16 protein-coding genes and 1 tRNA gene are annotated in these 16,616 nt (G+C 69.9%); 11 read left to right on the top strand and 6 right to left on the bottom strand.

The window, feature by feature from the left end:
- Positions 1–19: 19 nt before the first annotated feature.
- Positions 20–1,327 (bottom strand): adenylosuccinate lyase, encoded by a 1,308-nt coding sequence (purB, locus tag EEY80_RS13910; RefSeq protein WP_126977348.1) that lies wholly within the window; start codon positions 1,325–1,327, stop codon positions 20–22.
- 244 nt (positions 1,328–1,571) lie between these two features.
- Between purB and EEY80_RS13905 the strand changes: the two genes are divergently transcribed.
- The 10 genes from EEY80_RS13905 (at position 1,572) to EEY80_RS13865 (ending at position 9,496) form a co-directional block, all read left to right on the top strand.
- The gene (locus EEY80_RS13905; protein WP_126977346.1) at positions 1,572–2,405 is read left to right on the top strand and encodes a glycosyltransferase; all 834 of its coding nucleotides are present in this window, start codon (positions 1,572–1,574) and stop codon (positions 2,403–2,405) included.
- A gap of 139 nt (positions 2,406–2,544) precedes the next feature.
- A complete protein-coding gene (locus EEY80_RS13900) occupies positions 2,545–3,201 on the top strand; it encodes an FkbM family methyltransferase (RefSeq protein WP_126977344.1) in 657 nt (218 codons plus the stop codon).
- A 12-nt stretch (positions 3,202–3,213) separates the two neighbouring features.
- Complete coding sequence (locus EEY80_RS13895) at positions 3,214–4,353, top strand: glycosyltransferase (protein WP_126977342.1); 1,140 nt, start codon at positions 3,214–3,216, stop codon at positions 4,351–4,353.
- 256 nt (positions 4,354–4,609) lie between these two features.
- Positions 4,610–7,021 (top strand): endopeptidase La, encoded by a 2,412-nt coding sequence (gene lon / locus EEY80_RS13890; RefSeq protein WP_126977340.1) that lies wholly within the window; start codon positions 4,610–4,612, stop codon positions 7,019–7,021.
- Positions 7,022–7,178: 157 nt separating this feature from the next.
- Positions 7,179–7,682, top strand: a complete 504-nt coding sequence (locus EEY80_RS13885; protein WP_126977338.1) for an HU family DNA-binding protein — start codon at positions 7,179–7,181, stop codon at positions 7,680–7,682.
- Positions 7,683–7,701: 19 nt separating this feature from the next.
- Positions 7,702–7,776, top strand: a tRNA-Val gene (locus EEY80_RS13880).
- A 120-nt stretch (positions 7,777–7,896) separates the two neighbouring features.
- A complete protein-coding gene (locus EEY80_RS20135) occupies positions 7,897–8,058 on the top strand; it encodes a hypothetical protein (RefSeq protein WP_164738262.1) in 162 nt (53 codons plus the stop codon).
- 186 nt (positions 8,059–8,244) lie between these two features.
- Complete coding sequence (locus EEY80_RS13875) at positions 8,245–8,886, top strand: lysozyme (RefSeq protein ID WP_126977336.1); 642 nt, start codon at positions 8,245–8,247, stop codon at positions 8,884–8,886.
- On the top strand, positions 8,883–9,083 hold the full coding sequence (locus EEY80_RS13870) for a hypothetical protein (protein ID WP_205749122.1): 201 nt from the start codon (positions 8,883–8,885) through the stop codon (positions 9,081–9,083). The genes EEY80_RS13875 and EEY80_RS13870 overlap by 4 nt, the downstream gene beginning before the upstream one ends.
- The gene (locus EEY80_RS13865) at positions 9,080–9,496 is read left to right on the top strand and encodes a hypothetical protein (protein WP_126977334.1); all 417 of its coding nucleotides are present in this window, start codon (positions 9,080–9,082) and stop codon (positions 9,494–9,496) included. The genes EEY80_RS13870 and EEY80_RS13865 overlap by 4 nt, the downstream gene beginning before the upstream one ends.
- An 81-nt stretch (positions 9,497–9,577) precedes the next feature.
- Here EEY80_RS13865 and EEY80_RS13860 read toward each other — a convergent pair whose 3' ends face one another.
- From EEY80_RS13860 to EEY80_RS13840, 5 genes are all read right to left on the bottom strand, one after another.
- Positions 9,578–10,630, bottom strand: coding sequence for an ABC transporter ATP-binding protein (locus EEY80_RS13860; protein ID WP_126977332.1), 1,053 nt, complete (start codon positions 10,628–10,630; stop codon positions 9,578–9,580).
- Complete coding sequence (locus EEY80_RS13855; protein WP_126977330.1) at positions 10,627–11,514, bottom strand: ABC transporter permease; 888 nt, start codon at positions 11,512–11,514, stop codon at positions 10,627–10,629. Before EEY80_RS13855 ends, EEY80_RS13860 begins: the two co-directional genes overlap by 4 nt.
- Positions 11,511–12,413 carry an ABC transporter permease gene (locus EEY80_RS13850; RefSeq protein ID WP_126977427.1) on the bottom strand — a complete coding sequence of 301 codons (903 nt, stop codon included), beginning with the start codon at positions 12,411–12,413 and terminating at the stop codon, positions 11,511–11,513. The genes EEY80_RS13855 and EEY80_RS13850 overlap by 4 nt, the downstream gene beginning before the upstream one ends.
- Before the next feature lie 96 nt (positions 12,414–12,509).
- Positions 12,510–13,598 (bottom strand): ABC transporter substrate-binding protein, encoded by a 1,089-nt coding sequence (locus tag EEY80_RS13845; protein WP_126977425.1) that lies wholly within the window; start codon positions 13,596–13,598, stop codon positions 12,510–12,512.
- A 254-nt stretch (positions 13,599–13,852) separates the two neighbouring features.
- Complete coding sequence (locus tag EEY80_RS13840) at positions 13,853–14,689, bottom strand: alpha/beta hydrolase (RefSeq protein ID WP_126977328.1); 837 nt, start codon at positions 14,687–14,689, stop codon at positions 13,853–13,855.
- Between the two features lie 250 nt (positions 14,690–14,939).
- Here EEY80_RS13840 and EEY80_RS13835 point away from each other — a divergent pair, with 250 nt between their 5' ends.
- On the top strand, positions 14,940–16,586 hold the full coding sequence (locus EEY80_RS13835; RefSeq protein ID WP_235829847.1) for a glucan biosynthesis protein: 1,647 nt from the start codon (positions 14,940–14,942) through the stop codon (positions 16,584–16,586).
- Positions 16,587–16,616 lie beyond the last annotated feature (30 nt).

Raw genomic sequence — 16,616 nt, 5'->3', positions numbered from 1 at the left:
AGGCCGCCGGCGGCGGCGCTCACGCCTCGCCGAAGACCCGGGCGAAGATCGTGTCCACATGCTTGGTGTGATAGCCGAGGTCGAACTTCTCCTCGATCTCGGCAGGCGACAGGGCCGCCGTCACCTCGGGATCGGCCAGAAGCTCGGCCTTGAAGTCGGCGCCCTGCTCCCAGACCTTCATCGCGTTGCGCTGCACCAGCCGATAGGCGTCCTCGCGGCTGACGCCCGCCTGGGTCAGCGCCAGCAGCACCCGCTGCGACATGACCAGCCCGTTGAACTTGTTGAGGTTCCTCATCATGTTCTCGGGATAGATCACCAGCTTCTCGATCACCCCCGCCAGCCGGTTCAGCGCGAAATCCAGATGGATCGTCGTGTCCGGGCCGATGCCGCGTTCCACCGAGGAATGCGAGATGTCGCGTTCGTGCCACAGCGCCACATTCTCCATCGCCGGGATCACCGCCATCCGCACCAGCCGGGCGAGACCCGTCAGGTTCTCGGTCAGCACCGGGTTGCGCTTGTGCGGCATCGCGCTCGACCCCTTCTGGCCGGGCGAGAAATATTCCTCGGCCTCCAGCACCTCGGTCCGCTGCATGTGCCGGATCTCGATCGCCACATTCTCGATCGACGAGGCGATGACGCCGAGCGTGGCGAAGAACATCGCATGGCGGTCGCGGGGGATGACCTGGGTGCTGATCGGCTCGGGCACCAGCCCCATCCGGGCGCAGACATGCGCCTCGACCTCGGGGTCGATATTGGCGAAGGTGCCGACCGCGCCGGAAATCGCTCCCGTCGCCACCTCCTCGCGCGCCGCCAGCAGCCGGCGGCGGTTGCGGTCCATCTCGGCATAGAAGCGGGCGAAGGTCAGGCCCATGGTGGTGGGCTCGGCATGGATGCCGTGGCTGCGGCCGATGCGCAGCGTGTGGCGATGTTCCATCGCCCGTGCCTTCAGCGCCGCCAGCAGCCGGTCCATGTCGGCCAGCAGGATGTCGGCCGCGCGCACCAGCTGGATGTTCAGCGTGGTGTCGAGCACGTCCGAGGAGGTCATGCCCTGATGGACGAAGCGCGCCTCGTCTGCGCCCACATGTTCGGCCAGATGCGTCAGGAAGGCGATCACGTCATGCTTGGTCACCGCCTCGATCTCGTCGATGCGGGCCACGTCGAAGGTCACGTCGCGGGCCTTCCAGACGGCCTCGGCATTCTCGCGCGGGATCACGCCCAGGGCCGCCTGCGCGTCGCAGGCATGGGCCTCGATCTCGAACCAGATGCGGAACCGGGTCTCGGGCGACCAGATGGCGACCATCTCGGGGCGGGCATAGCGCGGGATCATCGGCGGGCCTTTCATCGGGGCGGAACTGGGGGGCGGAACTGGGGCCAGCCCATAGCGCCGGCGCGCCCCTGCCGCAAGCGCCGCCCCCATTCCGATCCCCCTGCGCGCCGCTGCGGCTGACCAAAATATCCCGGGGTGAACGGGCGCGGCACGCGCCCGGAGGGGCAGAGCCCCCGCCTTGCCGTCCCCGCCATCCCGCGCACGGCTTGCGCCCCGCGCCCGCCCGCGCCACATAGGGAAGGCCATGCAGACCGAACTGATCCTGTCCACCTATAACAGCCCCCGCGCGCTGAAGCTGACGTTGCTTTCCGTCACCCGGCAGAGCCGGCGGCCGGACTCCGTCTGCGTGGCCGATGACGGCTCGGGGCCCGAGACGCTGGCGGTGATCGAGGAGATGCGCGCCCGCTTCCCGGACCTGCCCTTCCGCCATGTCTGGCACGAGGACCGCGGCTTCCAGAAGAACGAGATCCTGAACCGCGCCATCGCCAGTTCGACGGCGGACTACCTCGTCTTCATCGACGGCGACTGCCTGATCCATCCGGGCTTCGTCGCGCGGCATCTGCAGCTGGCGCGGCCCGACCGGTTCCTGTCGGGCAGCCTGATCCGGCTCGACACGCCCACGACCGAGGCGGTGACCGAGGAGGACGTGCTGTCGGGCCGGGTTTTCGACCGGGGCTGGCTCGCGCGGACCGGCACCTTCCGGCGGTTCAGCACCCGGCTGAAGGCGGGGCTGCTGCCCCCCTGGGCGGGCGACCTGCTGGAGACGGTCTATCCGGTCGGGCGCAACTGGTGCGGGGCGAACGGATCGGCCTATCGCGCCGCGATCCTGAAGGTGAACGGGCTCGACGAGACGATGAAATACGGCGGCGGCGACAAGGAATTCGGCATCCGGCTGGAAAACTCCGGCGTGAGGGGCCGCCATGTCCGCTTCACCGCGCCGCTGGTGCATCTGGACCATCCGCGCGGCTACAAGGACGCGGCGAAGATCCGCGACCACCGCGCGAAGATCGCCCATGCCCGGCGGTCGGGCAAGGTCTGGGCCGAGGCGGGGATCGCCGCGCGCCGCCCCGCCGATTGATGCCGCGCGATTGTCGCGCGCGCGATTTCCACGATTGTCGTCCGGCCCGCGACCCCGTATCTGCGAGATAAGGTGAGGGCCCGCGCGACCGGATCGTGCCGGAACAGGCGCCTTCCCGCCCGCCGAGGAGGGACGTCGGATGAGCATCGCCAAGCGGCTGCGCCGGTTCATGAAACGCCATGGCCTGCGGCCGCCCACCTTCCTGCTCAACGACAACGGCCGCCGCGTGCGCCGGCTGGCGGCGACGGTCGGGCCGGGCGATGTCGTCATCGACCTTGGCGCGCATGTCGGCGAGGTCGCGGCCGAGTTCGCGCGCCGGGGGGCCGTGGTCCATGCCTTCGAGGCGCATCCCGGCATCTTCGCCGAGCTGCGCAAGCGCTCCGCGGGCTATCCCAACATTCACGTCTACAATGAGGCCGTGTCCGACACCGCAGGTCCGGTCACGCTCTATTTCCGCGACTCCGTGCGGAAGAACGCCTTCTATCAGGGCTCGACGCTGGCCGAGGGCAAGTCCGACCTGGATTACAGCCATGCGGTCGAGGTGCCGGGCCGGCCGCTGAGCGAGATCGTGGCGGGCATTGGCGGGCCGGTGCGGCTACTGAAGATGGATATCGAGGGGATGGAATACCGCGTCCTGGCGGAACTGATCGACTCGGGCCTTGCGCCGCAGGTGGGCGAGGCCTTCGTCGAATGCCATGTCGGCAAGGTCGAGGGGCTGGAGACGCAGAAGGCCGAGGTGATCGCGCGGCTTCAGGCGGCGGGGCTGGCCGAACGCTATCACTTCGACTGGCACTGACGGGGGTCCGGCTTGCGCACTGCCATCGCCACGGGGGGCTACTGGAAGCCCGGGGAAACCTTCGTCAACCGGCATATCCAGCATCTGTTCGGCGGCGATACCGTGGTCGTGGCGAACCGGCTGCGCGACGGCAATCCCTATGACAAGCCCTGCGCCACGCGCCGTCGCGCCCGCTTCGCCGCCGCCGACCTGTGGCAGCAGCCGGTGGCGAGCCTGCAGGGGATGCGCCGCTGGTCCACCACCACCGTGCCCCATGGCCGCACCCGCCGCGCGCTGGAAGCCTTCCTGCGCGCCGAGAGGGTAGAGGCAATCCTCGCGGAATTCGGGTCCGAGGCCATCGCGCTCGCCCCGGTGGCCGAGGGGCTGGGCCTGCCGATCTTCGGCTACTTCCGCGGCTACGATGCGTCGAAGGACCTGCGCAAGGAGCGGGTCTGCGAGGCCTATCGCCGGGCGATGCCGAAGCTGGCGGGTGTTTTCGCGGTGTCGCGCTTCCTTCTCGATAATCTCGCGGCCCATGGCATCCGCCATCCGCAGAGCTTCGTCATCCCCTCGGGCGTGGATGTGCGCCGCTTCGTGCCGGGAGAGAAGCGGCCCGGCAGCTTCCTTGCCGTGGGCCGGCTGATCGACAAGAAGGCGCCGCAGATCACGCTGCGCGCCTTTGCCGATGCGGCGCGCGACCGGCCCGGGGCGCGGCTCGACGTGGCCGGCGACGGCCCGCTGCTGGAGGAGTGCCGGGCGCTGGTCGACGGGCTGGGGATGACGGGGCGGATCACCCTGCACGGTGCGCTGCCGCATGACCGGGTGCGCGCGATGCTGGCCGAAACGGAGGTCTTCCTGCAGCATTCGCTGACCGATGCGCAGGGCAATACCGAAGGCCTGCCCACCGCCATCCAGGAGGCGATGGCGGCGGGCTGTGCGGTGATCTCGACCCGTCATGCCGGCATTCCCGAGGCGGTGGAGGAAGGCGCGACCGGCTGGCTGGTGGCCGAACGCGACGAGCCGGGATTCACCGCCCGCATCGCCGCGGCGCTGGCGGATCCGGGGCTTGCGGCCATGGGCGCCCGCGCCCGGCAGGTGGCCGAGGCGCGTTTTGACAATGCCCGGCTGCTGGCAGAACTGGAAATGCGGATGCGGGCGCTGGCGGGTCGCTGAGGCGGCGGACGGAAGCCCGCGGGGATGCCGCGCGGCCGCAAGCCATCCCGGGGGCGAGAGGCGCGAGAAGCCGCTTGAATGCCGGCGCGCGGCTCGTCATTCTGCCCCGAACCGCGGCGCGCTTTTCCGTGACCGGCGGATCAGTCAGGTTGAAACGGTTCTGTGACGCCCCCAGATATTGGGGCGGAAATGCGGGGAAGGCCGAGGGCTGCCGAAAGCCGGGGCCGGGACCTTCCTGCCGAACAGAGGATAGAGCATGAACGAACCCCTTGCCTCCAGCTATCCGGTCCTGCCGCTGCGCGACATCGTGGTCTTCCCCCACATGATCGTGCCGCTGTTCGTGGGCCGCGAAAAGTCGGTGCGCGCGCTGGAAGAGGTCATGGCCGATGACAAGCAGATCCTGCTGTCCAGCCAGATCGACCCCGCCGTGGACGATCCCGGCGCCGACGGCATCTACCGTGTCGGCGTGCTGGCTTCGGTGCTGCAACTGCTGAAGCTGCCGGACGGCACCGTGAAGGTGCTGGTCGAGGGGCGGGCGCGGGTGAAGATCACCGAATTCCTGCCGAACGACGCCTTTTTCGAGGCCCGCGCCGAACGCCTGTCGGAAACCGTGGGCGACCGCGAGGCCGAGGCCGCGCTGGTCCGGTCCGTGGCCGAGGATTTCGAGCGCTACGCCAAGATCAAGAAGAACATCCCCGAAGAGGCACTGACCGCCGTCGCCGAGGCGCGCGATCCGGCGAAGCTTGCCGATATCGCGGCGGGGCATCTGGGGATCGAGGTCGCGCAGAAGCAGGACCTGCTGGAAACGCTCGACATCGCCACGCGGCTGGAAAAGGTCTTTGGCCTGATGCAGGGCGAGATGTCCGTCATCCAGGTCGAGAAGAAGATCAAGTCGCGCGTCAAGACGCAGATGGAGCGGACGCAGCGCGAATACTACCTGAACGAGCAGATGAAGGCGATCCAGCGCGAGCTTGGCGATGGCGACGAAAGCCAGAACGAGATTGCGGAACTGGAAGAGCGCATCGCCGCCACCAAGTTCTCGAAGGAGGCGCGCGAGAAGGCGCAGGCCGAGCTGAAGAAGCTGAAGTCGATGTCGCCGATGTCGGCAGAGGCGACGGTCGTGCGCAATTACCTCGACTGGATGCTGTCGCTGCCCTGGGGCGTGAAGTCCAAGGTCAAGAAGGATCTGTCGCTGGCCGAGAAGGTGCTCGACACCGATCACTACGGGCTGGAAAAGGTCAAGGAGCGGATCGTCGAATATCTCGCCGTGCAGGCGCGTTCGACCAAGCTCAAGGGGCCGATCCTCTGCCTCGTCGGCCCTCCGGGCGTCGGCAAGACCTCGCTGGGGCGCAGCGTGGCCAAGGCCACGGGGCGCGAGTTCATCCGCATCAGCCTGGGCGGCGTGCGTGACGAATCCGAAATCCGCGGCCACCGGCGGACCTATATCGGCTCGATGCCCGGCAAGATCATCCAGGCGCTGAAGAAGGCCAAGACGACCAACCCGCTGATCCTGCTCGACGAGATCGACAAGATGGGGCAGGACTTCCGCGGCGACCCGGCCAGCGCGATGCTGGAGGTGCTGGACCCGGAACAGAACGCGACCTTCGTGGACCACTATCTGGAAGTGGAATACGACCTGTCGAACGTGATGTTCCTGACCACCGCCAACAGCTACAACATGCCCGGCCCGCTGCTGGACCGGATGGAGATCATCAGCCTCGCCGGCTATACCGAGGACGAGAAGCGCGAGATCGCCAAGCAGCATCTGCTGCCGAAGCAGGTCAAGAACCACGGCCTGAAGAAGGGCGAGTTCACCGTCACCGATGCCGGCCTGACCGAGATGATCCGCACCTATACCCGCGAGGCCGGGGTGCGGAACCTCGAACGCGAGATCGCCAAGCTGGCGCGGAAGGCCGTGACCAAGATCCTCAAGAAAGAGGCGCAGACCGTCACCGTGGACGCCGACAATGTCGAGGACTTCCTCGGCGTGAAGCGGTTCCGCTATGGCCTGGCCGAGAAGGAGGATCAGGTGGGCGTCGTCACCGGGCTGGCCTGGACCAGCGTGGGCGGTGACCTGCTGCAGATCGAGGCGCTGAAGCTGCCGGGCAAGGGCCGGATGAAGACCACCGGCAAGCTGGGCGACGTGATGAAGGAGTCGATCGAGGCGGCGTCGAGCTATGTCCGCTCGGTGGCGCCGGCGGTCGGGGTCAAGCCCCCGGTCTTCGACAAGATCGACATCCATGTCCACGTCCCGGACGGGGCGACGCCCAAGGACGGGCCTTCGGCAGGTCTGGCGATGGTGACCTCCATCGTGTCGGTCCTGACCCAGATCCCGGTGCGCAAGGACATCGCCATGACCGGCGAGGTGTCGCTGCGCGGCAACGCGATGGCGATCGGCGGGCTGAAGGAAAAGCTGCTGGCGGCGCTGAGGGGCGGCATCAAGACCGTGATGATCCCCGAAGAGAATGCCAAGGACCTGCCCGAGATCCCGGACAGCGTGAAATCGGGGCTGGAGATCATTCCGGTCAGCCATGTGCGCGAGGTTCTTGCCCGCGCGCTGGTGCGCCAGCCCGAGCCGGTGGAATGGGACGAGGCGGCCGAAGAGGCGGCGGCCCGCGCGGCGGCCCAGCAGGCCGGCAGCGGGCAGATGGGCCACGTGGCCCACTGATCCTGCCACGGGATTGAAACGGGAAGGGGGCGTGCCGTCGGGCGCGCCCCTTTCTGTTCCGGCCATGCGGTCTGGCCGAATCGTGCCGCTGGCGGTGCGGGCAGCGCTGCGATATGATTCGCCTGTATCCGTTTCACCGGCCCGGAAGGCGACCCGCATGACCAAGACCCCGACCCCGCGCAGCCCGGCCGCATCCCGCAGCCGCAGCACGGCCGCCAAGGCCGATCCGGCCGCCGACGCCCCGGCGAAGAAGACGCCCGCCCGCAAGCCCAAGGCCGCGGCGGCGCCTGCCGTCACCCCTGCAGACACCCTCGTTGACGCACCCGCGCCGGAGGCCGCCGAGCCGGCGCCCGCCGGGCCGGTCCTGCGGAAGAAGGACCTGATCGACCGGGTGGTCGCGGCCTCGGGCGCGAAGAAGAAGGTGGCGAAGGACGTGGTCGAGGCGACGCTGCAGGTGCTGGGCGACGCGCTGGCCGCGGGCGACCAGCTGGTGCTGCCGCCCTTCGGCCATGCCCATCGCACCAAGACCAAGGACACCGCCGCGGGCGGGGCCACGCTGACGGTCAAGCTGCGCCGGGGCGGGGCGAAGAAGCCCGCCGGCACGGCTGCCGAAAGCGGCGCAGAAACTGCCGCCGAGGGGCTTGCAGAGCCGGCCGAGTGAGGCTATCCAGCACGCCACCGGGTGATTAGCTCAGCGGTAGAGCGCTTCGTTCACATCGAAGATGTCAGGAGTTCGAATCTCTTATCACCCACCATCATTCGCGCCTGCGCCCGCGCCCCGGCATCGTCCGGGGCGTTTTGCTGTCGGGGCTCCGGTTTGCGGAACCGGGCGTGTGGCTGGTTCGTTGGCCCTGCGCAATCGCAAGGAGGCCGACATGAGCGACAGCACGAAGCGTCCCGACGAAGCCGCCCCGGAGGGCACGCCCTCGGACCATCCCGGCTCCACCACCCGCAAGGGCGAGTCGCAGCGGCCGGCAGAGCCGGCGAAGCCGATCTCCGAGGAGAATCGCGAACTGCGCCACGGCGAGAAAGACTGACACGCCGGCTGCGACGCCGCGATGACCCTCGAACAGGGCGGCCGATCCGGGGCCGCCCTTGTCATGTCCGGCTCCCCGTGTTGCGGCCCCTCCCGCGCCCGCGCGCGCCCCCGATACCCGACGGTGACCGGCGCTGCGGCTGACTGTGCCGCGCCCCGCGACGGGCGCGGGGCAGGAGGGACCGGCATGAGACAGGCTTGCTCGCCGCGCGGGATCGCGGCGCTGATGGCGCATGAGGGCATCGTGCCCGCGCCCTATCGCGACGCGGCGGGGATCTGGACCTTCGGCATCGGCCATACCGCCGCCGCCGGCGCGCCCGATCCGGCACGGATGCCGCGCGGGATGCCCACGGATCTCGACGCGGCACTGGCGCGGGCGGTGCAGCTCTTCGCCGCGGATCTGGCGCGCCACGCGGCAGAGGTGGCGGCGGCACTGGCGGTGCCGGTCGCGGCGCATGAATTCGACGCGGCGGTCAGCTTCCATTTCAACACCGGCGCCATCGCCCGGGCCGACTGGGTGCGCCGGCTGAACGCGGGCGACCGGCCGGGCGCGGCGGCGGCGATGATGAACTGGACCCGGCCCGCCGCCCTGCGTCCGCGGCGCGAGGCGGAACAGAGGCTGTTCCGCGACGGCATCTATCCCGACCAGCCGGTGCCGGTCTGGCAGGTGGACACCGCAGGCCGCGTCCGCTGGCAGCCCTTGCGGCAGCTCTCGCCCGAGGCGGCGGCGGCGCTGGTCCAGGCACCGGCAAAGGCGCCACCCGCGCCGGGCTGGATCGACGCGCTGGTCCGGGCCGCCGCACGGCTGCTGGCGGGGAGGGTCGCGTGATGCATCTCTCCCCCGTCCTCGCCCGGATCGCGCTGCGCTATGCCGCGGGCGCACTGGTGGCCTATGGCCTGCTTGCCCCCGAGACCGGCCGGCAGATCGCCGTCGATCCCGATCTGGCGCTGATCCTCGGCGCGCTGATCGGCATGCTGGCCGAGGCCGCCTATGCCCGGGTCAGGGCGCGCGGAGGCCGGACATGATCGCGCGGCTGCTGGCATGGCTCCTGCGCGGCGGCGGCCGGGCGATCGCGGCCCGGCTGGCGGAGGCCCACACGGCCCGCGCCGCCGCCGCGACCGAGGCCGATCGCCTGCAGGCGGACCTGCGGATCCGCGCGCTGGAGGCGGAAGAGGCCGCCGCCGCCCGTCTGGCCGACCTGCGTCGGGCCACCGCCGGCCAGTGGGAGATGCGGGCGCTGGTGATGACCGCGGGCCTGCCCGCCGCCGCGCATTTCGGCGCCGTCTGCCTCGACAGCGCGCTGCCGGGCCTGTTCCCCGGCTGGGTCGTGCAGGCGCTGCCGGGGCCGATGGCGGACTGGCAGGGCTCGATCCTGCTCAGCCTTTTCGGGCTTTCCGCGGCGAAGGGCGTGGCGGCGGTGCTGGCGGCGCGGCGCTAGCGCCCGCCCCCTGCAGCTGACCCAAATATCCCGGGGGGAGGCTGCGGCAGCAGCCGGGGGGCAGCGCCCCCCTCCGCCCTCTCAGCCCTCCAGCACCAGCAGGTCCGCGGGCGCCAGCGAGACCTGCACCCGGTCGCCCGGCTGGGGCGGGGGCTGGTCGGGGCGGTTGAAGGTGTCGAGCGACAGGGTCGACAGCCCCGCCTTCGCCTTGACCCGGATCACCGCGCCCAGGAAATCGACCTCGGTGATCTCGGCAGGCAGGATCAGGTCGCGGCCCGGCGCCGCGCCCAGGCTCACCGCCTCGGGCCGGCAGGCCAGCGTCACCCGCTCGCCCGCGGGCAGGGGGCGGGACAGCGCCACTTCCTGATGGCCGATCCGCACCCGGCCCGCGTTCGGGTCCAGCACCGCCGCCTCGATCCGGTTCAGCTGCCCCACGAATTCCGCGACGAAGCGGGTGGCGGGGCGGTTGTAGATCTCGAAGGGGCGGCCGATCTGTTCGGCGATGCCGCCATACATCACCGCCACCCGGTCGGAAATCGACAGCGCCTCTTCCTGGTCATGAGTGACGAAGATCGTGGTGATCCCGAGGTCGCGCTGGATCTCGCGGATCTGGGCGCGGAGGCTGACGCGGATCTTGGCGTCCAGCGCCGACAGCGGCTCGTCGAGCAGCAGCACCTGCGGGCGCGGTGCCAGCGCCCGGGCCAGCGCCACCCGCTGCTGCTGGCCGCCCGACAGCTGGAACGGATAGCGGGCGCCCAGATCGGGCAGGCCGATCATCTGCAGCATCTCCTGCACGCGGCGGGCGCGCTCCTCGCCGCCCACGCCCTTGACCTTCAGCCCGAAGGCCACGTTCTCGGCCACGGTCAGGTTGGGGAACAGCGCATAGGCCTGGAACACCATGCCGATGCTGCGCTGGTTCGGGCGCAGATGCGTCACGTCCTTGCCGTCGATGCGGATCGTGCCCGAGGTCGGCGTCTCGAACCCCGCCACCATCCGCAGCACCGTGGTCTTGCCGCAGCCCGACGGCCCGAGGAAGGACACGAACTCGCCCTTCTCCACCGACAGGCTGAAATCCTTGACGACGCGGGTGGGTCCGAAGGACTTTTCCAGATGCTCGATCGTGAGGAAGGTCATCGACGCTCTACCCTGTTGTGTTTGCTCAGCCGCGTGGCCAGCTGGATCAGGCCCATGCAGGCCCAGGTGATGGTGAAGGCGATCACCGCCAGCGCGGCGGGTTCATAGGCGCGGTTGCCGCCCATCCAGACCATGTAGGGGCCGAAGGCGGGGCGGTTCAGCAGCGCCGCAAGGACATATTCGCCGATGACGATGGCGAAGGTCAGGAAGGCGCCCGACAGGATCGAGACCAGCACGTTCGGCAGGATGATCCGGCCGAGGATGGTGCCCCAGCCGGCGCCGAGGCTTTGCGCGGCCTCGGTCAGGGTGCCCACGTCGATGGTGCGCAGCCCGGTATCCACGGCCCGGTACATGTAGGGCAGGGACAGCGTGGCATAGCCGAACATCAGCAGGATGTTGGTGCCCATCGCGGTGCCGGTCATCGGCAGCCAGCTCGAGGTGTTGTAGAGCCGGATATAGCCGAAGACGATGACGATGGGCGGGATCACCAGCGGCAGCAGGGTGACGAATTCCACATAGGGCCGCAGCCAGGGCAGTTTCAGCCGCACCCAGAAGGCGGTGGGGGCGACGATCAGCACCCCCAGCACGATCGTGCACAGCGCCATCACCACCGAATAGCTGAAGGTGGCGACGAATTGCGGATCGCTCAGCACGTTGCGATAGGCGTCGAAGGAATATTCGCCCCGCCGCGCCCGCAGGCTGAACTCGAACATGCCGATCAGCGGCAGGAAGAAATAGAGCAGCCCCAGCACGAAGGCGATCCAGGACCAGACCTTCGGCGAGGCGAGGTTCGGCCGGAAGCGGCGGCCCGGGCCGGGGGCCGGCAGGGAACCGGGCACGGGGCCGGCGACGGGGGCGCGGGGGGACAGGTCCTGCACGGTCATTTCAGCCACCGTTCGGCGCGGGCGCGCAAGAGGATGTAGGCCAGGTTGGCAAGCCCGGTGATGACGATCATTCCGAAGGCCACGGCATATCCCAGATGCGGATTGCCCAGCACATCGCCCCGGATCTGCGCGAAGAGGATGATCGGCGCGATCGACAGCGACGACCCGGTCAGCGCCATCGCCGTCGCCACCGCGCCGAAGCTGTTGGCGAAGAGCAGCGCGAAGGTGCCGAGCAGCGAGGGCCACAGCACCGGCAGCGCCACCATGCGCCAGTATTGCGCCCCGGTGGCGCCCAGGCTTTCGGCCGCCTCGCGCCATTCCCGCTTCAGCCCGTCGAGCGCGGGGGTGATGATCAGCACCATCAGCGGGATCTGGAAGTAGAGATAGGTCAGCACCAGCCCGGTGAAGGTGATCAGGTTGAAGCCGAGCGCCATCAGCCGGATGCCGAACAGCTCGTTCAGCAGCACCGTGACCAGCCCCAGCCGGCCCAGCGTGGCGATGAAGGCGAAGGCCAGCGGCACGCCCGCGAATTGCGAGGCGACGCCCGAGAAGGTCATCAGCGCCGAGCGGATCGCCGGCGGCAGCCCGCCGCGGGTGACGGCGGCGGCCAGCAGCAGCCCGAACAGGCAGCCGAGCCCGGCCGAGATCAGGCTGAGCTTGATGGAAATCCAGAAGGGGCCGAGGATCTGCGGCGTGAACAGGCCCGCAAGGTTGCCCAGGGTGAAGGCACCCTCGGGCGTGCGGAACGCGCCCAGCACGATGTTCAGCGTCGGCAGGATCAGGAACAGCACCGCGAAGGCGGCGAAGGGCGCGATGCCGATCCATGTCGTCGGCAGGCGCAGCGGCCTGCGCGCCGGTCGTGCCGCGCCCGCGCTGTCGGCAGAGGTCGCGCCGGTCATCTCGGTCATCCCTGTCCCCCGGTTGCGGGTCCGGCCGCGGGGGCCGGACCTCGTTTCGGCTTGCGGTCGGGGCCGCGGGCGCGGCCCCCCGAGGCGTTACTGGACGTTGGCGCCGACGACGCTATCCCAGCCACCGGACACGGCGGCCTTGTTGGCTTCCTGCTGTTCCACGGTCGGGAACACGGCGCGGGCATAGCCCTCGGCCGGGGGCAGCGCGTCCAGCAGTTCCTGCGGGATCTTGCCGGCCTCGACCATCGCGTTGAAGCGGGCGGGGTGGCAGTAGCCGGCCAGCCAGCCGAGCTGACCTTCGTCCGAGTACAGGTATTCCATCCACAGCTTGGCCGCGTTCGGATGCGGCGCATAGGCCGAGATCGCCTGGACGTAGACGCCGGCGAGGCTCGGGCCTTCGGGGATCACGACTTCCATCGGGGGGTTGCCGGCCAGCGAGTCGCGCCAGGCGAGCAGGTTGTAGTCCCAGGCAGCGACGATCGGGGTCTGGCCCTGGGCGATGGTGCCCGACTTGGCGGTGACCGGGACGAAGTTGCCGGCCTTGTTGATCTCGGCCATCAGCTCGAGGCCCTTCTCGCCCGACTCGGTGCCCGGCTCGGCGCCGCGCGACATGCCGGCCGACATCAGCGCCAGGATCGCCTGGTTCGAGGCGCGCGGGTCGCCGGTCAGCGCGAAGGAGGCGGCATATTCCGGCTTCAGCAGGTCTTCCCAGGACATCGGCACGTTGTCCACCAGATCGGTGTTCACGCCGAAGGCCATGACGCCGTAATAGTCGCCATACCAGTAGCCGTCCGGATCCTTCACGTCATCCGGGATCTCGTCCCAGGTCGCGACCTTGTAGGGCTGGATCAGGCCCTCGTCCTTGGCCTGCGGGCCGAAGGCGAGGCCCACGTCCAGAACGTCGGGCGCCTGCGGGCCGGTGTTGCCCTGGTTGGCGCGGACGGCTTCCAGTTCGTCGGCAGAGCCCGCGTCGGGGTTCAGCTCGTTCACTTCGATCTCGGGATACTTCGCCTTGAAGCCCTCGATGACCTTGCCATAGCCGCACCAGTCATGGGGCAGGGCGATGGTGGTCAGCATGCCTTCGGCCTTGGCCGCGGCTTCCAGTTCGGCCATCGACTGCGCCTGGACCATCGCGGTCGAGGCCAAGAGCGAGGCGAGGGCGAGCGTGCCCGTCACTTTGGTGATCATCTTCAACTCCCAGGGTTCCGGTTCCGGTTCGACCGTCGGCAAGGTGCCGCCCAGTCTCCAGCGGCGGGCCTAGCGGCGGTTCGCGTAAGTAATGTGACACTGCGTTCCGGTGCAGGGGGCCGCTTCTGCGCGGCGGTTGCCCCCGCGTCAGATGGGACGCGAGGTGCTGCAGTCGCAGTCGCAGGAAACCGACGCTTTGGCCCGGGATTCCGACATTCGCGCCGCATCCGGCGGCGTGCCGGTCAGTCCTCGCCCAGAAACGCCGCCACCATCGCCGAATCCGGCCGCGCCAGATCGTCGATCACGTCGAAATGGTGCCGGCCGGGCTGTTCGACGCTGCGGACCGGGCAGCCGAGCCCGGACCAGACGGCGGCGATCGTGCGGGTCTGGCCGAGGAAGGCAGGCCGTTCCCCGGCACCGACCCAGGCCGTCACCTCGATCCCGTCGCGCGGTTCGCAGAGCGCGGGGCTTTCGGCGCGGGCCGCGGCGAGCTGCGTCAGCCCCAGGGCCGGCGCCATGCGCGTGTGCCGCAGCGGCCGCAGGTCGGCCAGCGCGCTGATGGCCAGCACCCCGGTCAGGCGGCGGGCCACCGGCTCCGCCAGAGGGCTGTCGGCGCAGGCCAGCCGCAGCGCCAGTTGCGCCCCGGCCGAATGCCCCGCCAGCCGGATCGGCCCCGGCACCCGGGCCCCCGCCGCGCCGGCCGCCGCGGCGCAGGCGGCAAGGATGCCGGGCAGGTCCGCCCCGGGCGCGAGCGGGTAGGAGGGGATCGCCACCGCCCAGCCCCGGGCCAGCGCCCCCGCCGCCAGATGCGACCAGTCCTCGCGCCCGAAGGCCATCCAGTAGCCGCCATGCAGGAAGAGGGCCAGCCCACGGGGCGGGCCATCCGGATGGAAGAGGTCGAGGCACTCGCGCGGATCGGTGCCATAGCGCAGCCCGGCCTCGACGCGCCCGGGCGTCGCGTCGCGCAGATCCGCCACGAAGCCCGTTGCCCGCGCCTGCCAGCGGGCCGGATAGTCGGCGCCGCCGGGGATATGGGCGGCATTGGCATAGGCGTCGTCCCAGTCGATGGTCACAGGCATGGCCTTCGGTTTGCGCCGATGTCATCGGCGGGTTGCACGGGGCGGGAGCCTGGCCGCCCGCGCCGGCGGCGTCTCGCCCGCCCGCGACCATCTTGTGTGCGAAAAGCCGCGACCGGAACCGCATTTCGCGCGCGCGGCATTCGCCGCCCTTGCCAGAACGGGTTAAGCTACGACATAGGCACGCAGCAGATTTGCCCGCGCTTGCAGCGGGCGCCCTTCGTTCCTGTTGCCCTTCGTGGAGTTTCCGCCCGTGCTGCGACCCTTGCGTCCCGTCACACCGTCCCCCCGGCCCGCGTTCCGCCGGCTGATGCCCGCGGCGCTGGTCCTCGTGGCCGCGCTGGCCGCCGGCCCGCTGGCCGCCGAGACCGCGCCCGGACAGCCAATCCCGGTTTCCGCCCCGGCGGCGGAACCGGCCTTCGCCCCGGCCTATGGCGCGGCGCAGCCCTTCAGCTTCGACCTGCTGGCCGAACGCGCCCGGGCGATGGCGGCGGCGCCCTGGCACGCGCCCGAGGTGGCCCAGCCCGAGGTGCTGGAACGGATCGACTATGACGCGCATTGGCGCATCCGCTTTCGCCCCGAGGCGACGGTGACGGTGGGCGACGTGCCGATGCAGTTCTTCCATCTGGGCACCTATTTCCGCAGCCCGGTGAAGATGAGCGTCGTCGAGGGCGGCGAGGCGCGCGAGGTTCTGTACGATCCGCGCTTCTTCGACATGCCCGAGGACAGCCCCGCCCGGGCGCTGACGCAGGGCACGGGCTTTGCCGGGTTCCGGCTGATGCGGCCGGACATGAAGACCGACTGGATCAGCTTCCTCGGCGGCGCCTATTTCCGCACCGACGGCGCGCTGCGGCAATACGGCCTGTCGGCGCGCGGCCTGGCGATCAACACCGGCCTGTCGATCCCCGAGGAATTTCCGCGTTTCAGCGAGTTCTACATCGAGAAGCCGCAGGACGGATCGGCCACGGTGATCATCCATGCGCTGATGGACAGCCCTTCGGTCACCGGCGCCTACCGGATGGTGACGACCAATACCGAAGGGCAGGGGCAGGTGATGGAGATCTCCAGCCGCCTGTTCTTCCGCCAGCCGGTGGAGCGGTTGGGGATCGGGCCGCTGACCTCGATGTTCTGGTATTCCGAGACGAACCGGGTGCTGGGCTTCGACTGGCGGCCCGAGGTGCATGACACCGACGGGCTGATGATGGTGATGGGCAATGGCGAACAGGTCTGGCGCCCGCTGCACAACCCCTCGCGCGTCGTCACCTCCAGCTTCGTGACGGAAAACCCGCAGGGCTTCGGCCTGATCCAGCGCGACCGCGACTATGAGAATTACGAGGATGACGGGGTGTTCTACGACAAGCGCCCCGCCGTCTGGATCGAGCCGCTGTCGCCCTGGGGCAAGGGACAGGTGCAACTGGTCGAGATCCCGACCAATGACGAGATCTACGACAATATCGTCGCCTACTGGAACCCGGCCGAGCCGCCCCAGGCCGGGCAGGAACTGGACTTCGACTATCGCCTGCACTGGGGCGTCGATGCGCCCGTCTCCTCGCCGCTGGCCCGCACCGTGGCCAGCCGGATCGGCGCGGGCGGCGTGCCCGGCCATCCGCGCCCGGCGGGGCACCTGAAATTCGCGCTGGATTTCGAGGGGCCGGCGGTCGACGGCCTCGGCCAGCAGGACGGCGTCACGCCCGAGATCACGCTGCCGGAGGGCGTCGATCTGGTGCAGGCTTATGCGCTGCCGGTGGTGGGCACCGACCGCTGGCGGCTGATCTTCGACATCGCCGCCAACGGGGCCGAGACGGTGGACATCCGGGCCTATCTGTCGCGGCAGGGCCAGCCGCTGACCGAGACCTGGCTGGGCCAGGTGCAGCCCGCGCAATACGACCGCGCCCGCTGAGCGCCCGGTCCTCCGGCCCCGTGCGGGGCC

The sequence above is a fragment of the Frigidibacter oleivorans genome (genome assembly GCF_003993775.1).
GTDB classification, from domain to species: Bacteria; Pseudomonadota; Alphaproteobacteria; order Rhodobacterales; family Rhodobacteraceae; genus Frigidibacter; species Frigidibacter oleivorans.
The sequence above is the reverse complement of the archived record's forward strand: the minus strand, read 5'-3'. Positions and strand labels throughout refer to the sequence as shown.

What these genes read in the sequence shown, in the direction of transcription:
- EEY80_RS13885 (WP_126977338.1), top strand. Translation starts at nt 7,179, where the DNA reads ATGACCAAGACCCCGACCCCGCGCAGCCCGGCCGCATCCCGCAGCCGC.
- purB (WP_126977348.1), bottom strand. Translation starts at nt 1,327, where the DNA reads ATGATCCCGCGCTATGCCCGCCCCGAGATGGTCGCCATCTGGTCGCCC.
- EEY80_RS13855 (WP_126977330.1), bottom strand. Translation starts at nt 11,514, where the DNA reads ATGACCGTGCAGGACCTGTCCCCCCGCGCCCCCGTCGCCGGCCCCGTG.
- EEY80_RS13840 (WP_126977328.1), bottom strand. Translation starts at nt 14,689, where the DNA reads ATGCCTGTGACCATCGACTGGGACGACGCCTATGCCAATGCCGCCCAT.
- EEY80_RS13860 (WP_126977332.1), bottom strand. Translation starts at nt 10,630, where the DNA reads ATGACCTTCCTCACGATCGAGCATCTGGAAAAGTCCTTCGGACCCACC.
- EEY80_RS13900 (WP_126977344.1), top strand. Translation starts at nt 2,545, where the DNA reads ATGAGCATCGCCAAGCGGCTGCGCCGGTTCATGAAACGCCATGGCCTG.
- lon (WP_126977340.1), top strand. Translation starts at nt 4,610, where the DNA reads ATGAACGAACCCCTTGCCTCCAGCTATCCGGTCCTGCCGCTGCGCGAC.
- EEY80_RS13850 (WP_126977427.1), bottom strand. Translation starts at nt 12,413, where the DNA reads ATGACCGGCGCGACCTCTGCCGACAGCGCGGGCGCGGCACGACCGGCG.
- EEY80_RS13905 (WP_126977346.1), top strand. Translation starts at nt 1,572, where the DNA reads ATGCAGACCGAACTGATCCTGTCCACCTATAACAGCCCCCGCGCGCTG.
- EEY80_RS13875 (WP_126977336.1), top strand. Translation starts at nt 8,245, where the DNA reads ATGAGACAGGCTTGCTCGCCGCGCGGGATCGCGGCGCTGATGGCGCAT.
- EEY80_RS20135 (WP_164738262.1), top strand. Translation starts at nt 7,897, where the DNA reads ATGAGCGACAGCACGAAGCGTCCCGACGAAGCCGCCCCGGAGGGCACG.
- EEY80_RS13865 (WP_126977334.1), top strand. Translation starts at nt 9,080, where the DNA reads ATGATCGCGCGGCTGCTGGCATGGCTCCTGCGCGGCGGCGGCCGGGCG.